General features: G+C 71.2%; 18 protein-coding genes. 12 read left to right on the top strand and 6 right to left on the bottom strand.

From position 1 onward, the window contains the following. Positions 1 to 31: 31 nt before the first annotated feature. The gene (locus tag IPJ59_RS10855) at positions 32 to 838 is read right to left on the bottom strand and encodes a JmjC domain-containing protein (protein ID WP_293271305.1); all 807 of its coding nucleotides are present in this window, start codon (positions 836 to 838) and stop codon (positions 32 to 34) included. 45 nt (positions 839 to 883) lie between these two features. On the opposite strand from IPJ59_RS10855, the gene IPJ59_RS10860 reads away from it, so the two are divergent. Continuing rightward, a complete protein-coding gene (locus IPJ59_RS10860) occupies positions 884 to 2,164 on the top strand; it encodes a phenylacetate--CoA ligase family protein (protein ID WP_293271307.1) in 1,281 nt (426 codons plus the stop codon). On the opposite strand, the gene IPJ59_RS10865 is transcribed toward IPJ59_RS10860, so the two are convergent. The 5 genes from IPJ59_RS10865 to IPJ59_RS10885 form a co-directional block, all read right to left on the bottom strand. Then, positions 2,161 to 2,487 carry a hypothetical protein gene (locus tag IPJ59_RS10865; RefSeq protein WP_293260000.1) on the bottom strand — a complete coding sequence of 109 codons (327 nt, stop codon included), beginning with the start codon at positions 2,485 to 2,487 and terminating at the stop codon, positions 2,161 to 2,163. The two genes, IPJ59_RS10860 and IPJ59_RS10865, sit on opposite strands and share 4 nt — an antisense overlap. A gap of 78 nt (positions 2,488 to 2,565) precedes the next feature. Further along, positions 2,566 to 3,855, bottom strand: coding sequence for a vWA domain-containing protein (locus IPJ59_RS10870; RefSeq protein WP_293271308.1), 1,290 nt, complete (start codon positions 3,853 to 3,855; stop codon positions 2,566 to 2,568). A gap of 98 nt (positions 3,856 to 3,953) precedes the next feature. After that, positions 3,954 to 5,627, bottom strand: a complete 1,674-nt coding sequence (locus IPJ59_RS10875; protein ID WP_293271310.1) for an FG-GAP repeat domain-containing protein — start codon at positions 5,625 to 5,627, stop codon at positions 3,954 to 3,956. Positions 5,628 to 5,704: 77 nt separating this feature from the next. Beyond that, positions 5,705 to 6,289 carry a HEAT repeat domain-containing protein gene (locus IPJ59_RS10880; protein WP_293259994.1) on the bottom strand — a complete coding sequence of 195 codons (585 nt, stop codon included), beginning with the start codon at positions 6,287 to 6,289 and terminating at the stop codon, positions 5,705 to 5,707. Between the two features lie 21 nt (positions 6,290 to 6,310). After that, a complete protein-coding gene (locus IPJ59_RS10885) occupies positions 6,311 to 8,533 on the bottom strand; it encodes a hypothetical protein (RefSeq protein WP_293259992.1) in 2,223 nt (740 codons plus the stop codon). Between the two features lie 164 nt (positions 8,534 to 8,697). Here IPJ59_RS10885 and IPJ59_RS10890 point away from each other — a divergent pair, with 164 nt between their 5' ends. From IPJ59_RS10890 to IPJ59_RS10940, 11 genes are all read left to right on the top strand, one after another. Beyond that, entirely contained in the window at positions 8,698 to 8,844 is a 147-nt protein-coding gene (locus tag IPJ59_RS10890) for a hypothetical protein (protein ID WP_293271312.1), read from the top strand. Continuing rightward, positions 8,814 to 9,656: a serine/threonine-protein kinase gene (locus tag IPJ59_RS10895; protein ID WP_293271314.1), complete on the top strand. Its 843-nt coding sequence runs from the start codon at positions 8,814 to 8,816 to the stop codon at positions 9,654 to 9,656. The genes IPJ59_RS10890 and IPJ59_RS10895 overlap by 31 nt, the downstream gene beginning before the upstream one ends. Positions 9,657 to 10,391: 735 nt before the next feature. Then, positions 10,392 to 11,258 carry an EamA family transporter gene (locus tag IPJ59_RS10900; protein ID WP_293271316.1) on the top strand — a complete coding sequence of 289 codons (867 nt, stop codon included), beginning with the start codon at positions 10,392 to 10,394 and terminating at the stop codon, positions 11,256 to 11,258. A 657-nt stretch (positions 11,259 to 11,915) separates the two neighbouring features. Next, positions 11,916 to 12,257, top strand: a complete 342-nt coding sequence (locus tag IPJ59_RS10905) for a hypothetical protein (protein ID WP_293271318.1) — start codon at positions 11,916 to 11,918, stop codon at positions 12,255 to 12,257. Further along, on the top strand, positions 12,232 to 12,408 hold the full coding sequence (locus tag IPJ59_RS10910) for a hypothetical protein (RefSeq protein ID WP_293271320.1): 177 nt from the start codon (positions 12,232 to 12,234) through the stop codon (positions 12,406 to 12,408). The genes IPJ59_RS10905 and IPJ59_RS10910 overlap by 26 nt, the downstream gene beginning before the upstream one ends. Positions 12,409 to 12,699: 291 nt before the next feature. Beyond that, entirely contained in the window at positions 12,700 to 13,233 is a 534-nt protein-coding gene (locus IPJ59_RS10915; protein ID WP_293271321.1) for a Spy/CpxP family protein refolding chaperone, read from the top strand. 381 nt (positions 13,234 to 13,614) lie between these two features. Beyond that, positions 13,615 to 14,466 (top strand): AAA family ATPase, encoded by an 852-nt coding sequence (locus IPJ59_RS10920; protein ID WP_293271348.1) that lies wholly within the window; start codon positions 13,615 to 13,617, stop codon positions 14,464 to 14,466. Further along, complete coding sequence (locus IPJ59_RS10925; protein WP_293271323.1) at positions 14,463 to 15,296, top strand: hypothetical protein; 834 nt, start codon at positions 14,463 to 14,465, stop codon at positions 15,294 to 15,296. The genes IPJ59_RS10920 and IPJ59_RS10925 overlap by 4 nt, the downstream gene beginning before the upstream one ends. Positions 15,297 to 15,316: 20 nt before the next feature. After that, positions 15,317 to 16,807, top strand: a complete 1,491-nt coding sequence (locus tag IPJ59_RS10930) for a hypothetical protein (protein WP_293271325.1) — start codon at positions 15,317 to 15,319, stop codon at positions 16,805 to 16,807. Next, a complete protein-coding gene (locus IPJ59_RS10935; protein WP_293271327.1) occupies positions 16,794 to 17,528 on the top strand; it encodes a hypothetical protein in 735 nt (244 codons plus the stop codon). The genes IPJ59_RS10930 and IPJ59_RS10935 overlap by 14 nt, the downstream gene beginning before the upstream one ends. A gap of 244 nt (positions 17,529 to 17,772) precedes the next feature. Continuing rightward, positions 17,773 to 19,291, top strand: a 1,519-nt coding sequence (locus tag IPJ59_RS10940; protein WP_293271329.1) for a phospholipase D-like domain-containing protein, incomplete at its 3' end; no start/stop codon positions are given.

Raw genomic sequence — 19,291 nt, forward strand, 5'->3', positions numbered from 1 at the left:
CCCAAAGCCCGCGTGCACAGGCAACGAGCGATCAGTCGTCGTCGACCACGCCGAGCAGCTCCGCCAGCCCGGGCAGCAGCGCCGGCAGATCGGCGAGCGCGGCGACCAGGGCCGCGGTGTCGTCCGGCGCGAGCGGCAGGCGGACGCGCCACGCCGGGTCGACCGCGGCCAGCCCCGCGAGCCAGCGCTGCAGCGCGTCGGCGGCGGTGACCGTCACGATCGACGCGGTCAGCGACAGGGTCGCCAGATCCTCGCTGACCGTCGCGTGCAGCCCGTGGGAGGGCTTGTACAGCAGATCCCCCGGCGCGAGCAGCAGCTCGCGCGCGCCAGCGCCGAAGCGCCCGCCGGCGTTGCCCGCCAGCGACGCGGTCGGGTCCGGGTCCTCGACGACCCAGCGCTTGCGGCCCGCGATCTGCACGATGAAGCTGTCGTGGATGTCGCTGTGTGGCCGCAGCCCCGCGCCCGCGCGGCCGAGGAACAGCTGCAGGTTCGCCGGCGCCGCGAAGCGCCGCGTCAGCGCCTCGGCGAGCCCGGCCAGCCGCGGGAACAGCCGCTCCGCGTGCGGCACATTGATCGCCTCGTCGACCGGCCAGGCCCCGGGCGTCGCGTGCTGCCAGCGGCGGGCGATCACCTCGCCCGCGCGGGGGAAGCTGAGGAACGCCGGCTCCGCCCCGAGCTCGACCACCGCGCCCGCCAGCCTCGCCTCCACCTCGGCGATCGTCGGCAGCGTCGGCAACAACCCGGCCGCCCCGCCAGGGATGTACACGAAGCGCCGCCGCCAGCAGCGGGTCATGAAGTCCCCGGCGAGCACCGAGTCGAGCAGCGCCGTCGCTTCCACCGCGGCAGCCTACGCCGGCGCGCCGCGATGATAAAGTCCGCGCCGATGTGGCTCGACGACCCGCTGCCCTCCCTGCGCGAGACCCTCGCCTACGCGCGGGCGCAGATCCCCCACTATCAGGGCCCCGACTACGCGCACGAGCTGAACGACCTCCGCGACCTCCAGCGCCTGCCCTTCGTGCGCCCCGAGGTCTACGCCGCCGCGCCCGAGCGCTTCGCGGTGCCCGGCGGCTGGCCCGAGCTCATCACCTTTAGCTCGAGCACCACCGGCGCGATCGGCCGCCCGCGCTGGCACCTGCAGCGGGAGTTCGACCTCTACGGCGAGGCCGTGCGCAGCCTGCTGCCGGCCCGCGACGGCGACGGCGTCACCCTCGTGATCCACCCCTACGATCAGGGCGCCGCGCAGCGCCCGGTCGGCGAGCGCCGCCTCCTCTACACCCCATTCCTGGTCCCGTGGCACTACGAGCTGATCCTCCGCCTGTTGCGCGACGGCTGGCGCACCCCGGCCGGCCTGCTGCGCATCGATCACATCGACGCCTTCAGCCCGGCCCTGCGGATCTTCACCACCTGGCTGCAGCAGCAGGGCATCGACCCCGGCGGCTTCGGTGTCACCGGCATGTCCGGCTACGGATCGATCCAGCCGCAGGCCTGGCGCCGCCGCCTCGCTCGCAGCTGGGGCGCCGAGTACCAGGACATCTACGGCCTCAGCGAGGTCAAGCACAGCGAGGCGTTCACCTGCCCGGTGTGCGGCGCCTACCACTTCTTGCGCCCGATCGTCCCCGAGGTCGTCGACGCCGACACCGGCGCCGCGATCACGTCGGGCTTCGGCGTGCTCGTGCTCAGCGAGCTGCGCCCCTTCACCGAGCTGCAGGTGTTGCTGCGCTACTGGACCGACGACATCGTCGAGATCAGCGGCCCCTGCATGATCTCCGACCTCGGCTTCCGCTTCCGCGGGCGGCGGGCGGACAGCCTCGCGCTGGCCCGCCCGCACGCGGCGCCGATCTACGTCGGCGCGTTGCAGGTCGGCGAGCTCGTCGCGGAGCTCCCCGACGTCGCCCAGACCCTCTACCCGTGGGCCGCCTTCGCGCACGACGTCGGCGCCCCGCGCTTCAATCTCCGCCGCGACGGCCGGGCCGTGATCGTGACGCTCGAGCTGCGGTACGCCCCGGAGCTGTTCCCCGAGCGCGCCGCCGAGGTCTGCGCCGAGGCCCGGGACCACCTGTTACACGCGATCTCGGGTCTGGCGGATCTCGTGGAGGCGGGCCTCCACGAGCTGTCGGTGACCGCCTGCGGGCCCGGATCGCTGACGGGCCCGGCGAAGGTCTAGCAGCTGTGGCCGATGAGCATCCCGGTCTTGCGAGCCACGCGCTCGAGCGCCGCCTTGGTCAGGTCGCTCTTCACCTGGCTGCTCAGCCCGACCCGGCACGTCCCCAGGTACTTCGACAGCGCCTCGGCCGAGCTGCCCGCGCCAGCGCTCGCCGGCTGGAGCAGCTTGTCGACGCCCTCCTTCGCCGTGCCGACCAGCATGTTGCGCTCTTCATCGGTGAGGTCGAGCTGGGCCAGCGCCTGCGGGTCGTTTGCGACCTGCGTACGAAAGGGCTTGTTCTCGAGCATCCGGGTCAACACCTTGGCAGTCGTCTCGGCAGACATGGTCAAACCTCCAGCCCGGGAAGGGTCCGCCCTGTGGGTCCAGGTGTCAACCTCGATGACACGGGGCGGTACCGACCGTCAACACAGGTCGAGGGTGTCCAGGATCTGTGCCAGGTGCATCTCCAGCTGGTCTTGATCGGCGGCCTGGCGGGCGTTCAGCTGGTTGCCGGAGCCCCAGTCGGCCAGCTTCTCGAGCTGGCCGGGATCGATGGCACCGCCGAAGCCGATCACGTGGGTGGTGACCCCGGCCGTGAACATGGCCTGGAGGGGTGGCTGGACCTGGGCATCGGTCGAGTCGTATTTGCCGACGATGATCACGATGTTGAAGAATTGGGTCTGGGCGGTGCACGCAGGCTTGCTCTGTTTGCACCCGACCTTGTAGGCCGCGAGGTTGTCTTGGGCCAGGTCCAGGCCGAGGTGCAGGAAGCGTTTGGAGCCGATGCATTGCATCGGTTTCTGAGCGCTGAAATCGCACTTTGGCATGTGGCTGATCGTGGTTTCGGCGAATCCTGGCGGATCCTGCATGGACCCATCCTTGAAGGTCCACTTGATCGGCGGGAGCCCATGGGGGTCGACGCAACCGGGCGCCTCGCACGAGCTGGCCGGATCAAGGGCCCACGCGAGGTTCTCCTTGTGGCAGGCGCCGTACTGGACGACCTGCTTGCTGCCGGCCCCGTCGTCGCCGAACACGGTGAGGCCGATCAGGGCCTGGTGCGCGACGATCTTGTTGTTGTCGAGGATGACGTCGAACATCGATGGTGCGCCGGCGAGGCTGTCACGGACCTGGTCCCAGGGGGTCGGAGCGGGTGGGGCGAGCATCGCCGAGGAGGCGTCGAGCAAGAGCATCACGCGCGGCAGGCCGGCCGGGCAGTCCTTGTCCGCGAGGCCCTGGGCGCAGGTGGTGCATTCGGATGCATCGGCGCAACCGAACGCGCACTGATTGCCGTCTGGCGGGTCCTTGAAGCCGCCGTTGCCATCGCAGACCTGGAGGGCGTCGTCGATGCAGACGACGGTGTCCTCGGGGCAGGCCTCGGCGCCGGTGCTCGCGGTGCCGGTGCTCGCGGTGCCGGTGCTCGCGGTCCCCGAGACGGGGTCCGTCGCATCCGTGGTCGCTTCGGTGGATGCTGTGGTGGTCGACGGGAGGGTGGGGTCGGGCGGCCCGGAGCTGGCGCTGCTCGAACCGGGCATTGTGGCCATCGTCGTGTCGGCCGCCGTCGACGTGGGGACCGCAGTTGAGGTCGGGACATCGCCGGTGGCGGAGTCGGTGGTGGCGGTGCCGGTGGCGGGTCCGTCGGTCATGGCGGCCGTGCCCGGGCCGCAGGCGGCAACGAGACTCAGGCCGATCGTGCAGACACGCGAGATGGTCATGGCGTCCCCCAGGGCGGGACGGTAACACGGGCCACCGGTCGCGCAGGCGATCGGCAGATATGGTCAAACCTGGGGAGAGGTCGCCCCGATGGGGGGTGTCAGTTGCAGGTGGTGGCCGCGATGTTGGGGTCGCGGAGGGCCTGGCGAAAGCCGTTGGTGGCGGGGTCGGCCCAGTGCGGGGACTCGGCCATGGGGACAGCGCCACGCGCGTCGACGTCGGTGATGTGGTGGTTGTACTGCGGCCACAGCGGGCGGGCGGGGACCCAGCGCTGGTGTTTGGCGCCGTAGACGAAGAGGCCCTGGCGCGGGGTGAAGTCGGGGCTCCGGACCTTGCAGGCCGTGAGGGGGTTGGGATCGGAGTTGTTGGCGATGACGAGGATCTCGGTCTCGGCGTCGGCGTCGATGTCGGCGACGATCGGGTACTCGTGGCCGGTGAGGCTCGAGTTCTCGATCTCGCCGAGGATGCGGCCGGTGGCGCCGTCGAGGACGCGGAAGTGGCACTCGTCCTGGTAGAGCAGCTCGGGGAGGCCGTCGGCGTCGAAATCGAAGGCGAGGCTGCCGGTCGAGGCGGAGGACTGGTCCTGGGTGTCGATGTGCCAGCGGACGTACATGGCCCCGGGGGCGGGCTGGGGATCGAATCCGTCGAGGACGAGCTGTTCCTCCGGGCGGTTGAAGTCGTAGACGGCGATCGCGTTGCCGCCGGCGATCGCGGCCTCGAGGCGGCCGTCGCCGTCGAAGTCGGCGAGGGTGGCGGGGCCGCCGAGGTTGCCGCCGCGGATGGCGATCGGCTGGGTGCGCAGCGCGGGGTCGGCGACGCAGGCCTTGCCGCTGGGGTCGACGCCGCACCACAGCTCGCCGCTGCGGCCGTCGAGGACGCGGATGAACGGCCAGGCGGTGAGCACGACCTCGGGGCTGCCGTTGCCGTCGAGGTCGGCGACGGCGGGCCAGCCGTCGTTGCCGTTGCCGTCGAGGTTCTGCCACAGGCGGCTGAGGCTGACGCTGGGCGGCGCGCCAGGGGTCCAGGCGATCTTCCAGGCGTCGCGGCCGGTGAGGAGCTCGGGCTTGCCGTCGTCGTCGAGGTCGACGAAGGTGGGGAGGCCGCCCGAGTAGATCGCCTTGGCTGGGACCTTGTTGTCGGTCGGGCTGCCGATGCTGCCGCCGTCGCCGTCCTGGTCCCACACGAGGAGGCCGTCGTTGTCGAGGATCGCTGCGCCGAAGGCGATCTCGGCGGCGGGGTCGGTGTCGAGGTTGGCGACCGCGGGGGCGCCGTACTGGGCCGTGATCCGGGCGGTCTGTCCGCTCGGGTGGTGCGAGGTCCACAGCAGCTCGCCCGCGCCGTTGACCGCGTGGATCGCTGAGGTGGAGTCCTGCAGGTCGGCGCGGCCGGCGTAGACGATGTCCGGGACGTGGTCGCCGTCGACGTCGGAGACGACGACGGTGGCGCGGCCGTGCGAGCCGAAGCGCTGGTTGGCGGGGTCGTGGCGGATGCGCCACTTCACCTCGCCGGTGACGCCGTCGAGGAGGGCGAGCTCGCCGGCGTCGTTGTGGTTGCTGTCGACGCGGGCGATGTTGAGGACGATGTCGGGGACGCCGTCGTCGTCGACGTCGGCGACGAACGGGATCGAGGTGAGCTCGCCGGCGGTCCACTGCCACTCGAGGGTGAGCGCGTCGATCGAGAAGGAGAGCGGCTCGCCGCAGGCGATGTCATCGCCGCAGGCAGGCGCCGCGAGCAGGCCGATCGCGCACAGCAGGGACCCAGCGCAGGTTCTCATGCGAGCGTACTAGCCGGGGTCCTCGCGGCTGGCAAGCGGACGCGGCGACGATCGCTGCACGCGATCGTCATGCGACGTCAATGCGGGGCGATGCCGCGGGCGATCTTGGTGGCGGCCGCGGCCACCCGGTTGTCGGGGTCGAGCTGGAGGCGGGCGAGCTCGGGCAAGGCGGCGGCCTGCGTCGCGTCGATGCGGGCGAGGGCCCGCAGCGCGGCGAGGCGGACGATGGCTGTCTCATGGGACAGGTTGTGCTGGAGCGGGACGAAGGCGGCGGCGTGGCGCAGGTTGGCGAGGCCGCGAGAGGCGGCGACGCGGACCGAGCTGTCGGCGTCGCCGGTGGCCAGCACGATGAGGGTCGGGGCGAGGGTCGCTCCGTCGCTGCGACGGCCGGTGGCGAGGGCGGCGGCGGAGCGAAGGGCGGGGTCGGGGCTGGCGAGGCCGCTCTCGAGCACCGGGAGGGCGCGCTCGGCGGGGGCGCGGCGGAGGGCGATGAAGAGTGGTTTGCGGCCCGGGCCCTCGGGCTCGCTGGCGAGGCGGGCGAGGGTCGCGGCGGGGTCATTGATATCGGCGGGAGCGGGGCCGGTCGGGGTGGGGCTGCAGGCCGCGATGAGGAGCAGCAGCGCGATGCGGCGGGCGTGCGCGGCGAGGTTGGGCTTCGTCATGGTGGTCGGGGCCTGCATTGGTCAGCGACCGAGGTTGAGGAGGAGCTCGACGGTGCCGCTGCCGAGGGCGCCCTCGTCGAGGCTGGGGCGGCCGGTCTTCGGCGGGTTGAACACGAGCGGGTAGCGGACGCGGTAGATCTGGTCGTCGAGGTTGCCGGCAGGGATGTCGAGCATCCACGCGGCCTCGAGCAGGCAGCGCTCGAAGCCCGCGTCGCGGGCGCTCAGGCCGGCGAGCTCGGTGGTGGCGAGCATCACCTCGCCCTTGCCGACCTCGAACTCGAAGACCACGCGGCCGCCGAGCTGCTGGTTGCGGGTGAGGGCCTGGTTGTAGCAGACGCGGGCGCGCGGGAAGACGCGGGTGCCGAGGTAGCGGCGGAAGATCCGCTCGTCGAGGTGGCCGCGGTCGTCGACGCGGCCGCGGCCGGCCCAGGTGATGCCGAGTCGGGCGCTGCGCTGGTGCTTGCGGTTGTACCAGGGCGGCAGGGCGAAGCCCTCGGCGACCGCCTGTGCGGGGCCGGCGGGGCGCACCGAGGCGACCAGCGCGGCCGGGGGCGCGGCCATCCGCTCGGGCCGGGGCTGCAGCTGCTGGCGGGTCTTGCCGAGCTTGCCGCGCACGCGCACGCGCGGCGGTCCGGCGCTGTAGGTGCCGGCGAGGACGATCGCGTTGCCGGCGACGAGGCCCGTCGGTGGGCTGTCCTCGAGGACAGCTTGCGACGGGAGGCCGATGCTGAGCTCGCGCAGCACGCCGGGGGCGCGCAGGAGGTTGCGGGCGAAGGCCTCGCCGCCGTCGCGGCTGTACTGGGCGAGGTTGGCGAGGCTGATGCGGGCGTCGAGGCCGGCGGCGAGCTGGGCGATCGGGTGGTCGGCGGCGATGCCGGTGCGCGCGAGCATCGGCTCGTCGACGAGGAAGATGAGCTCGGGTCGCTCGCCGCGGCGCTTGCCGAGGCTGTCTGAAAAGACCTGTCCCAAAGGACCGGCGCCCGCGCCGAGCGGGAGCATGCCGTCGGTGATCACGAGGACCAGCGGGCGCTTCGCGGCGCGGAGCACGATGCGCTGGCCGGCGAGCGCGAGGGCGGCGGCGAGGTCGGTGCCCTGCTCGCGGCTGCCGGCGTCGAGGGTCGCGGCGACGCGCTCGCGGGCGGCCCGGTCGTGGACGCCGGGCCAGGTGGTCGAGGTGGTGGAGGTGCTCGCGGTGGTGGTCGCGGGAGCGGCGTCGGGGAGCAGCGGGCGGGGTTTGCGGGCGAAGCTGATGGCGTCGAAGGTGAGGCTCGCGGGGAGGGCGTCGAAGAGGCCGGCGATGGCGGCGATCGCCTCGCGGTGCATGCTCGGGGTGGTGCTGCGCGAGCGGTCGATCAGCAGGACGATGTGGTCGGGGTGCGGCGGCGCGGCGGCGCCGAGGCGCAGGTGGAGGCGGAAGCGGCCGCTGCGGCCGTCGCCGGGGTCCGGCAGGACCGCGAGCTGGGCGTCGAGCGGACGCGGTGACCTGGCCTTTGCGCCCTGTTCGATCGGCCAGGCGACGACGGCGCGGTCCTCGGGCCTGGTGACGAGGTAGGGCTGGCCGGCGTTGCTGCTGCCGTCGACCCAAAACGGTGGGGTGGCGTCGGGCTCGGCCGCGGCGGGCTTGCCAGGGTGGCGCTCGGCGAGCTTGACGAGGACGCGGCGCTCGCCGGCGAGGGCGTCGCGCTCGTCGCCGCGGCTCGGGAGCTCGAGCTCCCAGCGGTCGCCTCGCAGGCGCACGGGGGCCCGCAGGGCGAGCTCGACCTGGGTGGTGGTGGCGGGGTCGAGGCTGAAGGCGACGAGCTCGGCGCCGGGGAGGTCGCCGTCGGCGACGGGTGCGATCGGTCGGACGACGACGGTGCCGGGCTCGCGGCGACCCGGGTCGGCGGCGATGCCCGCGGGCTTGCCAGGGGTCCACACGCCGTCGCGGGCGACCTGCAGGCCGTGGATCTCGGCGCCGCGCGGGAGGGCCAGGCTGACGACGGTGTCCTGCTCGCGGTTGCTGGCGTTGTGCAGGGCGACGCGCAGGCGCAGGTCGGCGAGGTAGCCGTCGCTGCCGACGACGATGACCTCGTAGCTGAGCTCTTGCACGACCTGAAAGCCGCGCTCGGGGTTGACCTGGAGGTCGATCTGCAGGCTGTCGGCCTGGGCCGCGGCGGGGCTCGTGAGGACCGCGAGCGCGGCGCTGAGGACGAGGCCGCCGCCGAGCCAGCGGTCGGGGGCGGTGCTGCGGACGGGCGGCGGCACCTCGGGACGGTAGCGTAGTTTGCGAGGCGTCGCTCGCGGCGTGGCGGGCGCGCTCGGTCGACCCGGTCACGACCTGCGAGCGCGGTGCGGCCGGGCGCGCGGGCGCGCGGGGCTGCTTGCCAAACGTCGGCGCTCGTGCGCGAGATCCTTGCGGCACGCGAGCGATGGTCGAGCCCTCTCACAACGACGACGACGCGAGCTTGTGGCCGGCGAGCCTGCGCCTCGAGCACGGCGTGTTCGAGAGCCGCTATCAGGTGCTGCGCCGGCTGAGCGACGGCGGATGGGCGAGGTGGTGCTGGCCGAGCACCTGAGCCTGGGCAAGCGGGTGGCGATCAAGATCATGCACCCGCAGTACCGCGGCGACGCGGCGACGGAGGAGCGCTTCATCCTCGAGACGCGGGCGGCCGCGCGGATCCACCACGAGAACGTGGTCGGCATCAGCGACTTCGGGCGCACGGCGGACGGGCGGATGTTCTTCGTGATGGAGTACCTCGAGGGCGAGGACCTGGCGCAGACGCTGCGACGCGAGGGGCCGCTGCCGTGGAAGCGGGTCGTGCACATGACGCGGCACGTGTGTCGGGGCATCGCCGAGGCGCACCGCCGCGGGGTGATCCACCGCGACGTGAAACCGGGCAACTGCATCCGCGTGACCGTCGACGGCGACCCCGACTTCATCAAGGTCGTCGACTTCGGGCTGGCCAAGCTGTTCGGCGCGGAGGAGCAGCGGCGGGCGCCGCAGACGGTCGCCGGGGTGCTGCTCGGCACGCCGGGTTACATGGCGCCGGAGATCGAGGCGGGGCAGCGGCCCGACCCGCGGGTCGACCTCTACAGCACCGGCGTGCTGATGATCCGCCTGCTCACCGGCAAGCTGCCCGACGAGGGCGGGATCCGTGCGCTCGGCGAGATGCACGAGCTGCCGGCGGCGCTGCTCAGGCTGCTGTACAAGGCGCTGCGCGAGGACCCCGACGAGCGCTTCCAGAGCGCCGCGGCGATGGAGGAGGCGCTCGACTACGTGATGCAGGCGACGGCGCGGCCGCCCTCGTTGCGCTCGGTCGAGAAGGCGGCGCGGCCGGTGACGGCGAACGGCGGGCAGTGGCGAACGGGCGCAGCGCGCGGCCGGTGACGGCGAACAAGCTGCAGGCGCCGCAGCCCGCGGCGCGGCCAGTGACGGCGAACAAGCTGCAGGCGCCGCAGCCCGCGGCGCGGCCGGTGACGGCGAACAAGCTGCAGGCGCCACAACGTGGGAGTTCGGCGCCGCTGCCGGTTGCGCGGCCGGTGCAGACGCCAGCGGGGCGGCCGGTGACGGGGCGTTCGCATGATGTTGTGCGTGCGGGGGCGGAGGAGCCGCCAGAGCGGCTGACGCAGGCGATCCACAGCGGGGCGCTGGCGGGGCGGGGTGTGCTGGTGCCGGTGTCAGTGTCAGTGCCGGTGCCCGTGGCCTCGCCGCGGACGCCGGTGATGGGCGAGCGTGGGGCGCCGCCGTTGCGGCCTCGCTCGCGCTCGTGGGTCGCGCTGGTCAGCCTGGGCGGTGGGCTGTTGTTCGGGCTCGCTGGCTGTCTGGATGCACATGTCGCAAGAGACAGCTCCGGTGGCACCGGTGCCCGCGGTGGTGCCCGTGGTGGCGCCGCCGGAGCCCGTGGTCGTTGCGAGCCCGGAGGCGCCGGAGCCGGAGCCGACGCCGGCTGTGCGCCCGGTCCGGGCAGCCGCGCCGGCGAAGGCGAGCAAGCGCAAGCCGGCCCGTCCTGAGGCGCCGACGGGGACCGACCTGGAAGAACCCCTTCGTGCGCCGCGGCGAATGAAGTGAGCGGGTCAAGGTGGTTGCTGCGGGCGAGCATCGGGGCGTACTGTCGCGGCGCGCATGCCCCTGCTGATCGTTGCGACCTTGCTGTGGGCGCTGTCCTTCGGGCTGATCAAGCAGCAGCTCGCGGGCCTCGATCCCAACCTCGTCGCGTGGGCGCGGCTGGCCCTCGCGCTGCCGCTGTTGCTGCCGTTCCTGCGCTGGCGTGAGCTGTCTTTGTGGCCAGGTCGTCCGTGGCGCCAGGCGCTGTGGCTGGTGCTGATCGGTGCGGTGCAGTACGGGCTGATGTACACCGGCTACCTGGCGTCGTTCCGCTACGCGGCGGCGCATCAGGTCGCGCTGTTCACGGTGACGACGCCGCTCTACGTGTGCCTCGTGCACGACGCGTGGGCGCGTCGCTTCGACCCGCGCAACCTGCTCCTCGCGGGGCTGGCGGTGGTCGGGGCGGCGGTGTTGCAGCCGCGGGTGTGGGACGTCGGGGCGGCGTGGCTGGGCTTCGCGCTCGTGCAGGCGTCGTGCCTGTGCTTCGCCTTCGGTCAGGTCGCGTACCGCCAGATGCGGCGGCGGGCGCTGGCAGTGCGCGACCACGCGGTGTTCGCGTGGCTGTACCTCGGCGGGCTGCTGGTGTGCACGCTGACAGTGAGCGCGACGGGCGGCTGGGGTGGTCTTGCGACGCTCGGCGCGGGCCAGGTGTGGACATTGCTTTACCTCGGGGTGGTCGCCTCGGGGCTGGGGTTCTTCCTGTGGAACCGCGGGGCCGTGACGGTGACGCCGGGCGCCCTCGCGGTGCTCAATAATTTGAAGATCCCGCTGGCGGTCGCGGCGGCGCTGACGATCTTCGGCGAGCAGGCCGATCTGCGGCGCCTCGCGCTCGGCGGCGGGCTCATGCTGCTGGCCGCGACGCTGGCGACGCGGCGCGGTCCGTAGCGGCGCATGGATCGCGGCCTGTAGCGGCGGCCCGTATCAGCGGCGCATGCGGGCGGCGCATGCGGGCGGCGCATGCGGGCGGCGCATGCGGGCGGCCCGTCACAGCGGACGTGTCAGCGGTTCGAAGGGACAGGTCGCAAAGGCCAGGTGCGGCGCTTGCGGCTCGGCAGGCGGGCGGGTACCGTGCGCCGATGGTGCGTCCTCTCGGCCTGGTCCTGTCCGTGCTCCTCGCGCAAGCCTGCGGCGGAGAGCCGGGGGATACTACCGCGGCGGAGAGCACGGGCGCGGCGAGCACGGGCGCGGCGAGCAGCGGGAGCGGGACCGGCAGCGCGGGCGCCACGACGGAGCTGCCGACCACCGGCGCGGAGGGCAGCACGAGCGGCGCTGCTGCGACGAGCGACGGGAGTGAGGCGAGCAGCGGCGAGGCGAGCACTGGCGCCGCGACGCCGCGGCGATTCCTCGCGGTCGACAACGGCAAGAACCAGCTGCTGCTGGTCGACCCGGGCGGCGGCGGCTGGAGCGTGCCGATCCCCGGCGGTGCGCGGGACCTGCAGCTGGTCGACGACGATCAGGTGCTGCTGAGCCACGGCGCCGGGGCCCTCGAGCTCGCGCTGGCCGACGGCAGCGAGGGCTGGTCGGTCTGGTGGATTCTCCGGGGTGCAGACGGCGCGTCGCCTGCCGGGTGGCAACACCTTGCTCGGCATGCAGGGCAACGGCGAGGTGAAGTTCACGGAGGTCGACCCGGGCGGCGCGCTCGTGCAGACGCTGACCGTGCCCGGCATGCTCGAGCTGCGCCTGGTTCGCGTGCTGGACGACGGCCACCTGCTGTTCACGGCGATCTTGCCGAACCGGGTGGTCGAGGTGGACATGACCGGCGCGGTGGTGTGGGAGGCGCCGCTGCCCGACAAGGGCTACACGGCCGAGCGCCTGCCCGGCGGCGACACGCTGGCGACGGCGGGCGAGCCGCTGTCTGGTGGTCCGCCTGTCGCCCGCCGGTGACGTCGTCGAGCAGCTCGGCGGCGAGGCGATGTTTCCGCGGGTCGGCCTCGACTGGTTCTCCGGCTTCGATCTGCTCGCGGACGGCAACATCGTCGTCGCCAACTGGCTCGGACACGACGCGTGGGGACCGGGCCGCACCTCGTCGAGCTGACGCCGGACAACCAGCTGGTGTGGCAATGGGAGGACTTCGAGGCCGCGATGCAGATCACCAATGTCCTCGTGCTCGACGAGTGAGCTCGCGCCTCCGCGACCCGGGCGGACGATCGGCGGGGCGTTCGCGCCAAAGCGCGCCGATCGATCAACCTGGCAACGGGCCGTTGACAGCGCGCCAGGCCCGGCCAATACTCGGAGGCGGCGCGAGGCATGGGGCCCGCGTCGATTACCCGTCGGGTGCGATCAGCCCTGACGAGGAGAACATCGTGATGCATCCATTCTATGCGGCGTGGCAACGGGCCACGCATCGGTTTGCTGGACACCTCATTCCCATTGCCACACCTCGTCTGGCGACGAGCGCAACCACGGCCGGCGTTGGTTCGGCGGGCGCTGCGGGTCCGATGGCGGCGGCGGCGGCCAGGACCACGGCAACGGCCATTCATTCGGCGGCGGCGGCGGCGACCTGACGGCGACGGCGGCGGCTCCTTCGGCGTGCGCCGGCCGCTGCGCTTCCTCGCCTACAAGCCTCGAGCTCGACGAGCGCCAGGTGGCCGATCTCGCGGTCGTGCTCGACACGGTGAAGACCGAGCGGGCCCAGGCCGAGGTCGACCAGCGGCGCACCACCGCGGCCTACGCCGACCTGTTCGCGGGCGAGAGCTTCGACGAGGCGGCCGCCAGCAAGGTCTCGGGCGAGCGCGTGCACTCGGCCGGGCGCCTGCAAACCGCCGTGCAGGCGGCGCTGGCGAAGATCCACGCACTCTTGACGGGAGAGCAGCGCAAGCGCCTGACCTACCTGCTGCGCACCGGCGCGCTGCGGCTGTGAGGCGTGATGGCCCGGCGCCGCGGCGGCGCCGGGCTGATTCGGGATCACGAGCGGGATGGGAACGGCGCCTGTGATTCCGTGCGGTGGCCGCGACTCCGGTTGTGGCCGCTGTGAGGTATTGGTTCGCGAGTAACCTGGCAGCGCGCTTGAGCGCTCGCGGCCGAGCCTGTACCCTGCCGGGCATGGTCGACGAACCCCAGGCACCCGAGGCGATGGCGCCGAGCCTGAAAATCACCGGGCTGCATGTCGCCGGCTACCGGTCGATCCAGAAGCTCGATTGGCCCGAAGATGGGCTGGGATGGGATGGCAAGATCCCGGACGTCGTGCTCGTCGGGGGCGAACGGGAGCGGGAAGACGACGCTGCTCGAGGGGTTGTTCGGGGTGTTCGCGGGGCTGGAGTATCCCCGCCTGAACGAGCGCGCCATGTTCCCCGGGGCGCGGGAGCTCTGTCTCCATCTGAGCGTACGCAGCAAAGAACTGGGGGGGCATCGTTCGCTTCGCCTCGTGATCGGGGATGAGAAATTCCAGCACGCGCACGCGCTTCCTGGCTGCTACGCGCTCGGCAGGCGGGGTCCAGAGGCTCGTGCCCCCGATGGTTGGCTGGAATTCTTGGAGGCCGCGAAGAATCCAGTGCTGATTGCGCGGGGGGCGATGCCGCGCGTCATTTATTTCCCAACGGATCGGCAGCTCGTATTTCCGACATCGAACAAAAGGAGTCTGGAGCGACCTGCGGATCCGAATCAGATGGCATGGCGCTTCGTGCCGGCCAGCACCTATGAGGAGTCCCTGATCAACTTTCTGACGTGGGAGCGGTTTGAAGACCTGAGCGCGAAGGAGGAAGGTACAACCGAGCACGCGACACATTTTGCGGCCTACGCCGATGCGTTCCACCGCTTTGTCGGAGGGGGCAAGCAGCTTATTTGGCAGCGTGGCAATCTCATGGTCCGCACCGCGGATGGCACCATGCATGGCATGCCGGAGCTCAGCAGCGGTGAAAAACAGGTGTTGCTATTTGCAGCCGATTTGCATCGACGCTGGAGTCCGGGGGCTTTGGTGCTCATCGATGAGCCCGAGCTGCATCTTCACGATGCCTGGCAATCGACCTTGTTCCGCTTCATCTGTGACCTCCAGCGCGAGCGTGGCGGCCAGGTGATACTCGCCACGCAGAGCAGCCACTTTTTCGGACTTGGCGAGGTCGGCTCGAAGATCGTGCTGCGCAAGGGCTGGCCATGAGCAGTAAGGCAGTCCTGGACCGGATCGTCGACGATTTTCAGAGCGCTGCGCCTGGGCGTGGTGTGATTGTCTATCTGGAGGGCAAGACCGATCCGCCGGTCCTATTGGCACTTTTGGGGGCGATCGATGCAGATGAGACCGCGAATGGAGTGCTCCATGATGGTGTGTTGATCCGTTCACTGGGAGGGTCTGAGGAAGTCGAACAGCGTATCGAAGTCGCTCGGAAGGCAGGTGTCGTCGGCGTCTTCGGCGTGCTGGACGGCGACGGCCGGGGACTGAACGAGGTAGCCATGCAGTTCGACGCACCATATCCTGGGCCACAGTTTCGTTGGAAGGGTTACTGCATCGAGAACTTGCTCGCACGAGCGGGCTGGCCACCAGCATGGGGAGTCGAGCCAGACTGGCGCGCTGAAATGGCTAGCTACGCCCCGTACGTCGCTCTTAACCGCCTGGGATCGGAGTTGCGCGGGCGCATGAAGCGGTTGGACCTCGACGGCTACCTGAGGCCAGACCGGTCCCGGCCGCTCCGTCAGCCGGAGGAGTTCACTGAGATGTTTCGCGATGGGAAGCACGAACTCGCCAATCTGGATGTCGACGCGATGTTCTCCAAAGAGTATGCGGCAGTCGGGCACACGATTGAGCAGAGCTTGGACGGAGCCCATACGTTGATTGATGGCAAATGGCTGATAAACGACCTCGCGCCTCGGCGCACGGGATTTAGCCAAGAGCGATGTCGTGAGGACTGGACCGTGCATGTGCGCGCGGCTGGGGGCGATCCCGAGATCTGCGCGTGGTGGCGGCGGGCTGTGGCGCCCTATCGGACGGGCTGATTCGCTGTTATCCTGCCGGCATGGCAGGCGGTGCTTCGACGTCAGAGACCTTCCACGCGGTGGTGCAGGAGGTCGCGCGCATGCGGCCGGAGGGGCCGGCGGCGCGGCAGCTGGAGCAGCTCGGCTTGCAGGTCCTGCACGTGACCTGGGAGGACTCGGCGCGCTACAAGGATTCGGCGGTCGGGCCCAATATCAGCGATATGACGATCCAGGTGCAGAGCTTGCACCGCGGGCGGCCGTATCTCACGTGTATGCCGGTGATCCGGTTCCCGAACTTCGGCGACCGCAGCTGCGACCTGCCGATCGAGTCGATCTTGCTGCGCGTCGGCAACGAGCGCGGCGAGGCGCTGCAGACGGTCGACCTGCGGACATATCTCGGCGATCTGCGGCGCTTCTTGACGCGCGGGGATTCGTGGGCGGGGCCGCGGCGATCGCTGCTGGCGCCGCGCGACAGCCACGTGCTGGTCTCCGCGCAGGCGTGCTTCTTGCCGGTGCCGCGGGCGGGGATCGCTACATTCACGCCGGTGATCTTCAATTATCAGTCGCGGGTCGGTCAGCCGGCGGTGCTGGCGATCGTCGTGACGCGCGAGGGGACCAGCGCGACGGTGATCGACAATCAGCGCGACGCCTACGACGCGGGCGCGAGCTATGGGCAGCGCCTGCTGTTCAACCAGGCGGGCGAGCGAGCGCCGTTCACGGGCCAGCGCGCGAGCGACGTGCTGACCCCGGGGACAGGCGGCGGGGCTGGGCCCGGCGAGCGAGCGGCGGCCCTGGCCGCGAGCGCGGTGCTGCTGATCCAGGTGCCGCTGAAGTATGTAGCGGAGGATATGGACCTGGATTGTGACATGAGCATGATGGAGTACGAGCGCGGCTTCTCGGACATCGAGGCGGCGGTGATCGGGCACGGGGCGGTGGAGGGGCCCTTCACGGAGATCGACGGCCTGGCGATCGAACGCGACGAGCGCTTCCCGATCCGCGTGACGGTGCAGATCTACAAGGCGACCAGCGAGGGCGAGCCCGACGAGGACGCGATCGTGGAGATCGGGGCACAGATCGAAAGGATCTACGCGGACGCGAAGATGGTGGGTTCGCTGGTCGACGCCGGCGAGACCGGACGCGCGACGGAGTGGGACGACGGCGGCGCGGGCAAGCAGGAGCCGCCGGGGTGGTGGGGCGCGTTCTGGCGCCGCCATGCGGCGGAGTCACCGGGCTGCCGCTGGCAGAATGTTATGAAAGCTGGTTTCGTCGCCAGCGCCCGTTCCCGGGCTCGCCGGAGGCGCTGCTGCGGGGGATTGAGGATATGTTCCCGCGCGGGTGAGCGGCGGCCGGGCGTGGGCCCCGAGCTCCATTCCGGCAACTTGGGCGTGGCTTCTGGGGCCCGGTTTGTGGTATGGTGGAAATCGCGCGGCTGGCTGGCCGCATATCGCCATGCCTATCTATCCACGCAGTATTCCCTTGGCTGCACTCCTTCAACTCGCGGCTTGCGGGCCTCCGTCCGTGCCCGCGGGTGAGAGCAGCGGGGACGGCAGCACCGTGGCGGCCGGCAGTGAGGTCACGGACACGTCCACGGCCGCGCCCACCACGGGCGGCTCCACCACCGCGTCGGTGGGGACCGAGGTATCGACCTCCAGTACAGAGACCACGTACGCGACGGGCTTCATCGTCACGCCGGACGGCGGCGGCATGGGGTGCTTCGCGGGCGCCCTGCCGGACGGCGAGAAGGTGCGCCTCACCGAATGCGATGTCTTCGAGCAAAACTGTAGCGCAGGCGAAAAGTGTGTCCCCTGGGGGTGCAAGGGGAGCACCTGGCACGGTACAATATGCGTCAAGGTGACGGGCGACGGGGTGGCGGGCGACCCGTGCACGGTCGAGGGCGACAAGGTCAGCGGCGTCGACGACTGCGCGTTCGGTCACATTTGCTGGGAGGTCGATGACCAGCTGCACGGGACCTGCATCGCCCAGTGCACCGGGACGCCGTCGGAGCCGCAGTGCGCCGAGGGCAGCAGCTGTGTGATCGTCAACGAAGGCGTGGTAGTCGTGTGTCTGCGGGACTGCGACCCCCTGCTGCAGGACTGCCTGAATGGCGATCTGTGTCTCTCTAGCCCCGAGGGATTTATTTGCGCGCCGGATGCCAGCGGCGTCGAGGGGCAGGTCAACGACCCCTGCGAGTTCACCAACAGCTGCGACCCTGGCCTCGTCTGTCGTGACACCGCCACGGCGTCGAGCGCGTGACAGCAGGGGCCGACCGGCTGCTGTACGCCCTACTGCAAGTTCCCGGGCGCCCCCTGTCCGAACCCCGACCAGGCGTGCGTGCAATGGTTCGACCCGATGATGCCGATCCCTCCCGGCGACGAGGATATCGGCGTGTGTGCGATCCCCCCGTGATCCGCGCTGGAGCGGAAACAGGCCCGGCTCGATCGGCGCCCACACCGGTGCGATCCGCAATTGTTTGCCTTGCGAGGGTATCCTGCTGCGCGTGGCCGACCCCAAGCGCTCCAGCCTGCGCGCGAGCATCGAGAAGCTCCTGGGACACCTCGTACCCGGCGAGGCCGCGTCGGGAGAGCCCGAGCTGCGGCTGATCGATGTGGCCACGCATGCGCTCGACTCGACGCTCGACCGCTGGGTGCGAACACCGGCGATCCGTCAGCTCATCGGTGCGCTCGAGCACGATGCGCTCACCGGCCCCGGCGAATGGGTCGAGCTGCGGGCCCGGCTCGGGGTCGCGGGCACGCTCGCCGAGCGGGCGACCTTCACTCTCGGAGGACTCGTCGTCGCCGAGGTCGCGGTCGCTGGCGAGTCCGAGATCCACGCGGTCGTGCGAGCCCCCGCGACGGGCGTGTACCCGGTCGGCGTCGAGCTCTCCAGCACCTCGGGTCATCTGGCCTCGGCGCTGGTCGGTCAACGTCTGCTGCAAGTGACCGGGACGCGCCCGGTGGTGTTGTTCCACGCCGCGCTGCTGCTGGCCGATGAGGTCGGCGCCGGCCCGGCGCTGGCCTCGCTGCGGGCGCTCGTCGCTGCTGGCTTCGAGCTGGCGTACTTCGACATCCACGCCAAGAACCGTGACCCGCAGATCCGCGAGGCGCTCGCCGCCCATGCGCTCCCCGCTGCCGCGATGCTGACCGTGTCGACCGAGCGGCAGGACCTCGGCAACCTGCAGGCCGATTTCGGCGCGATGTTCATCGCCACGGCCGTGCGTCGGCTGCGGGGGCGCGGCGTGCCGATCACGATGGTCGTGAGCGACGAGTTCGCGGCCAGCCCGCGTGGTGGCCCATCCGCGGTGACCTTCCTGACGCCCGACGCCGCCCTGGAGGGCACTCGCAGCGCGGCGTTCACGGTGGCTCATCGGGCGCAGGGGCTGGCGTTCCACGAGCAGCGCGAGCGAGCGGACCGCATCACCTGGCGTCTCGATCAGGCCACCGAATCGGAGCTGGTCGCGGGCAACGACTTCCACGCCGAGCTCGACAACGGGCGCGCGCGTGAGCGCCTGCTGGCGCTGGTGGGCTCGGCGCGGCGCTCGGTGCACCTGCAGGTGTATATTGTGCGCCCGGATGAATTCGCCGACCGCCTGGTCGTGGCGCTGATCCAGCGCGCCCGGGCGGGGGTCCGTGTGCGCTTCATGGTCGACGCGCTGTACTCCGAGACCGAGGTCGTCGGGCGCAACAACCCCCTCCTGCTCGCGCTGGCCGCCGAGCCCAACATCGACGTGCTGGTCCTCGGCGCATCGAGTCGCGTCGCGACGTCGATCCGTCGCGGCTCAAGCAACGCGGGACCACCGCAAGCTGTGGATCGTCGACGGGTCCACGCGATCGTTTCGGGGCGCAACGTGGCCGACGGGTACTATCGCGGCTTTGGCGAGGTAGCGATCCACGATCACACGGCGCATGAGCGGATCCCCTGGCTCGACGCTCACATCGAGGTACAGGGCCCGCTGGTCGCCGACGTCGAGCGTTCGTTCATCAGCACCTGGCGCGAGCACGGCGGCCCGACGATCGACC

Origin of the sequence: Nannocystis sp., from assembly GCF_016714285.1 — a bacterium.
In the GTDB taxonomy this organism is placed as follows: domain Bacteria; phylum Myxococcota_A; class Polyangia; order Nannocystales; family Nannocystaceae; genus Nannocystis.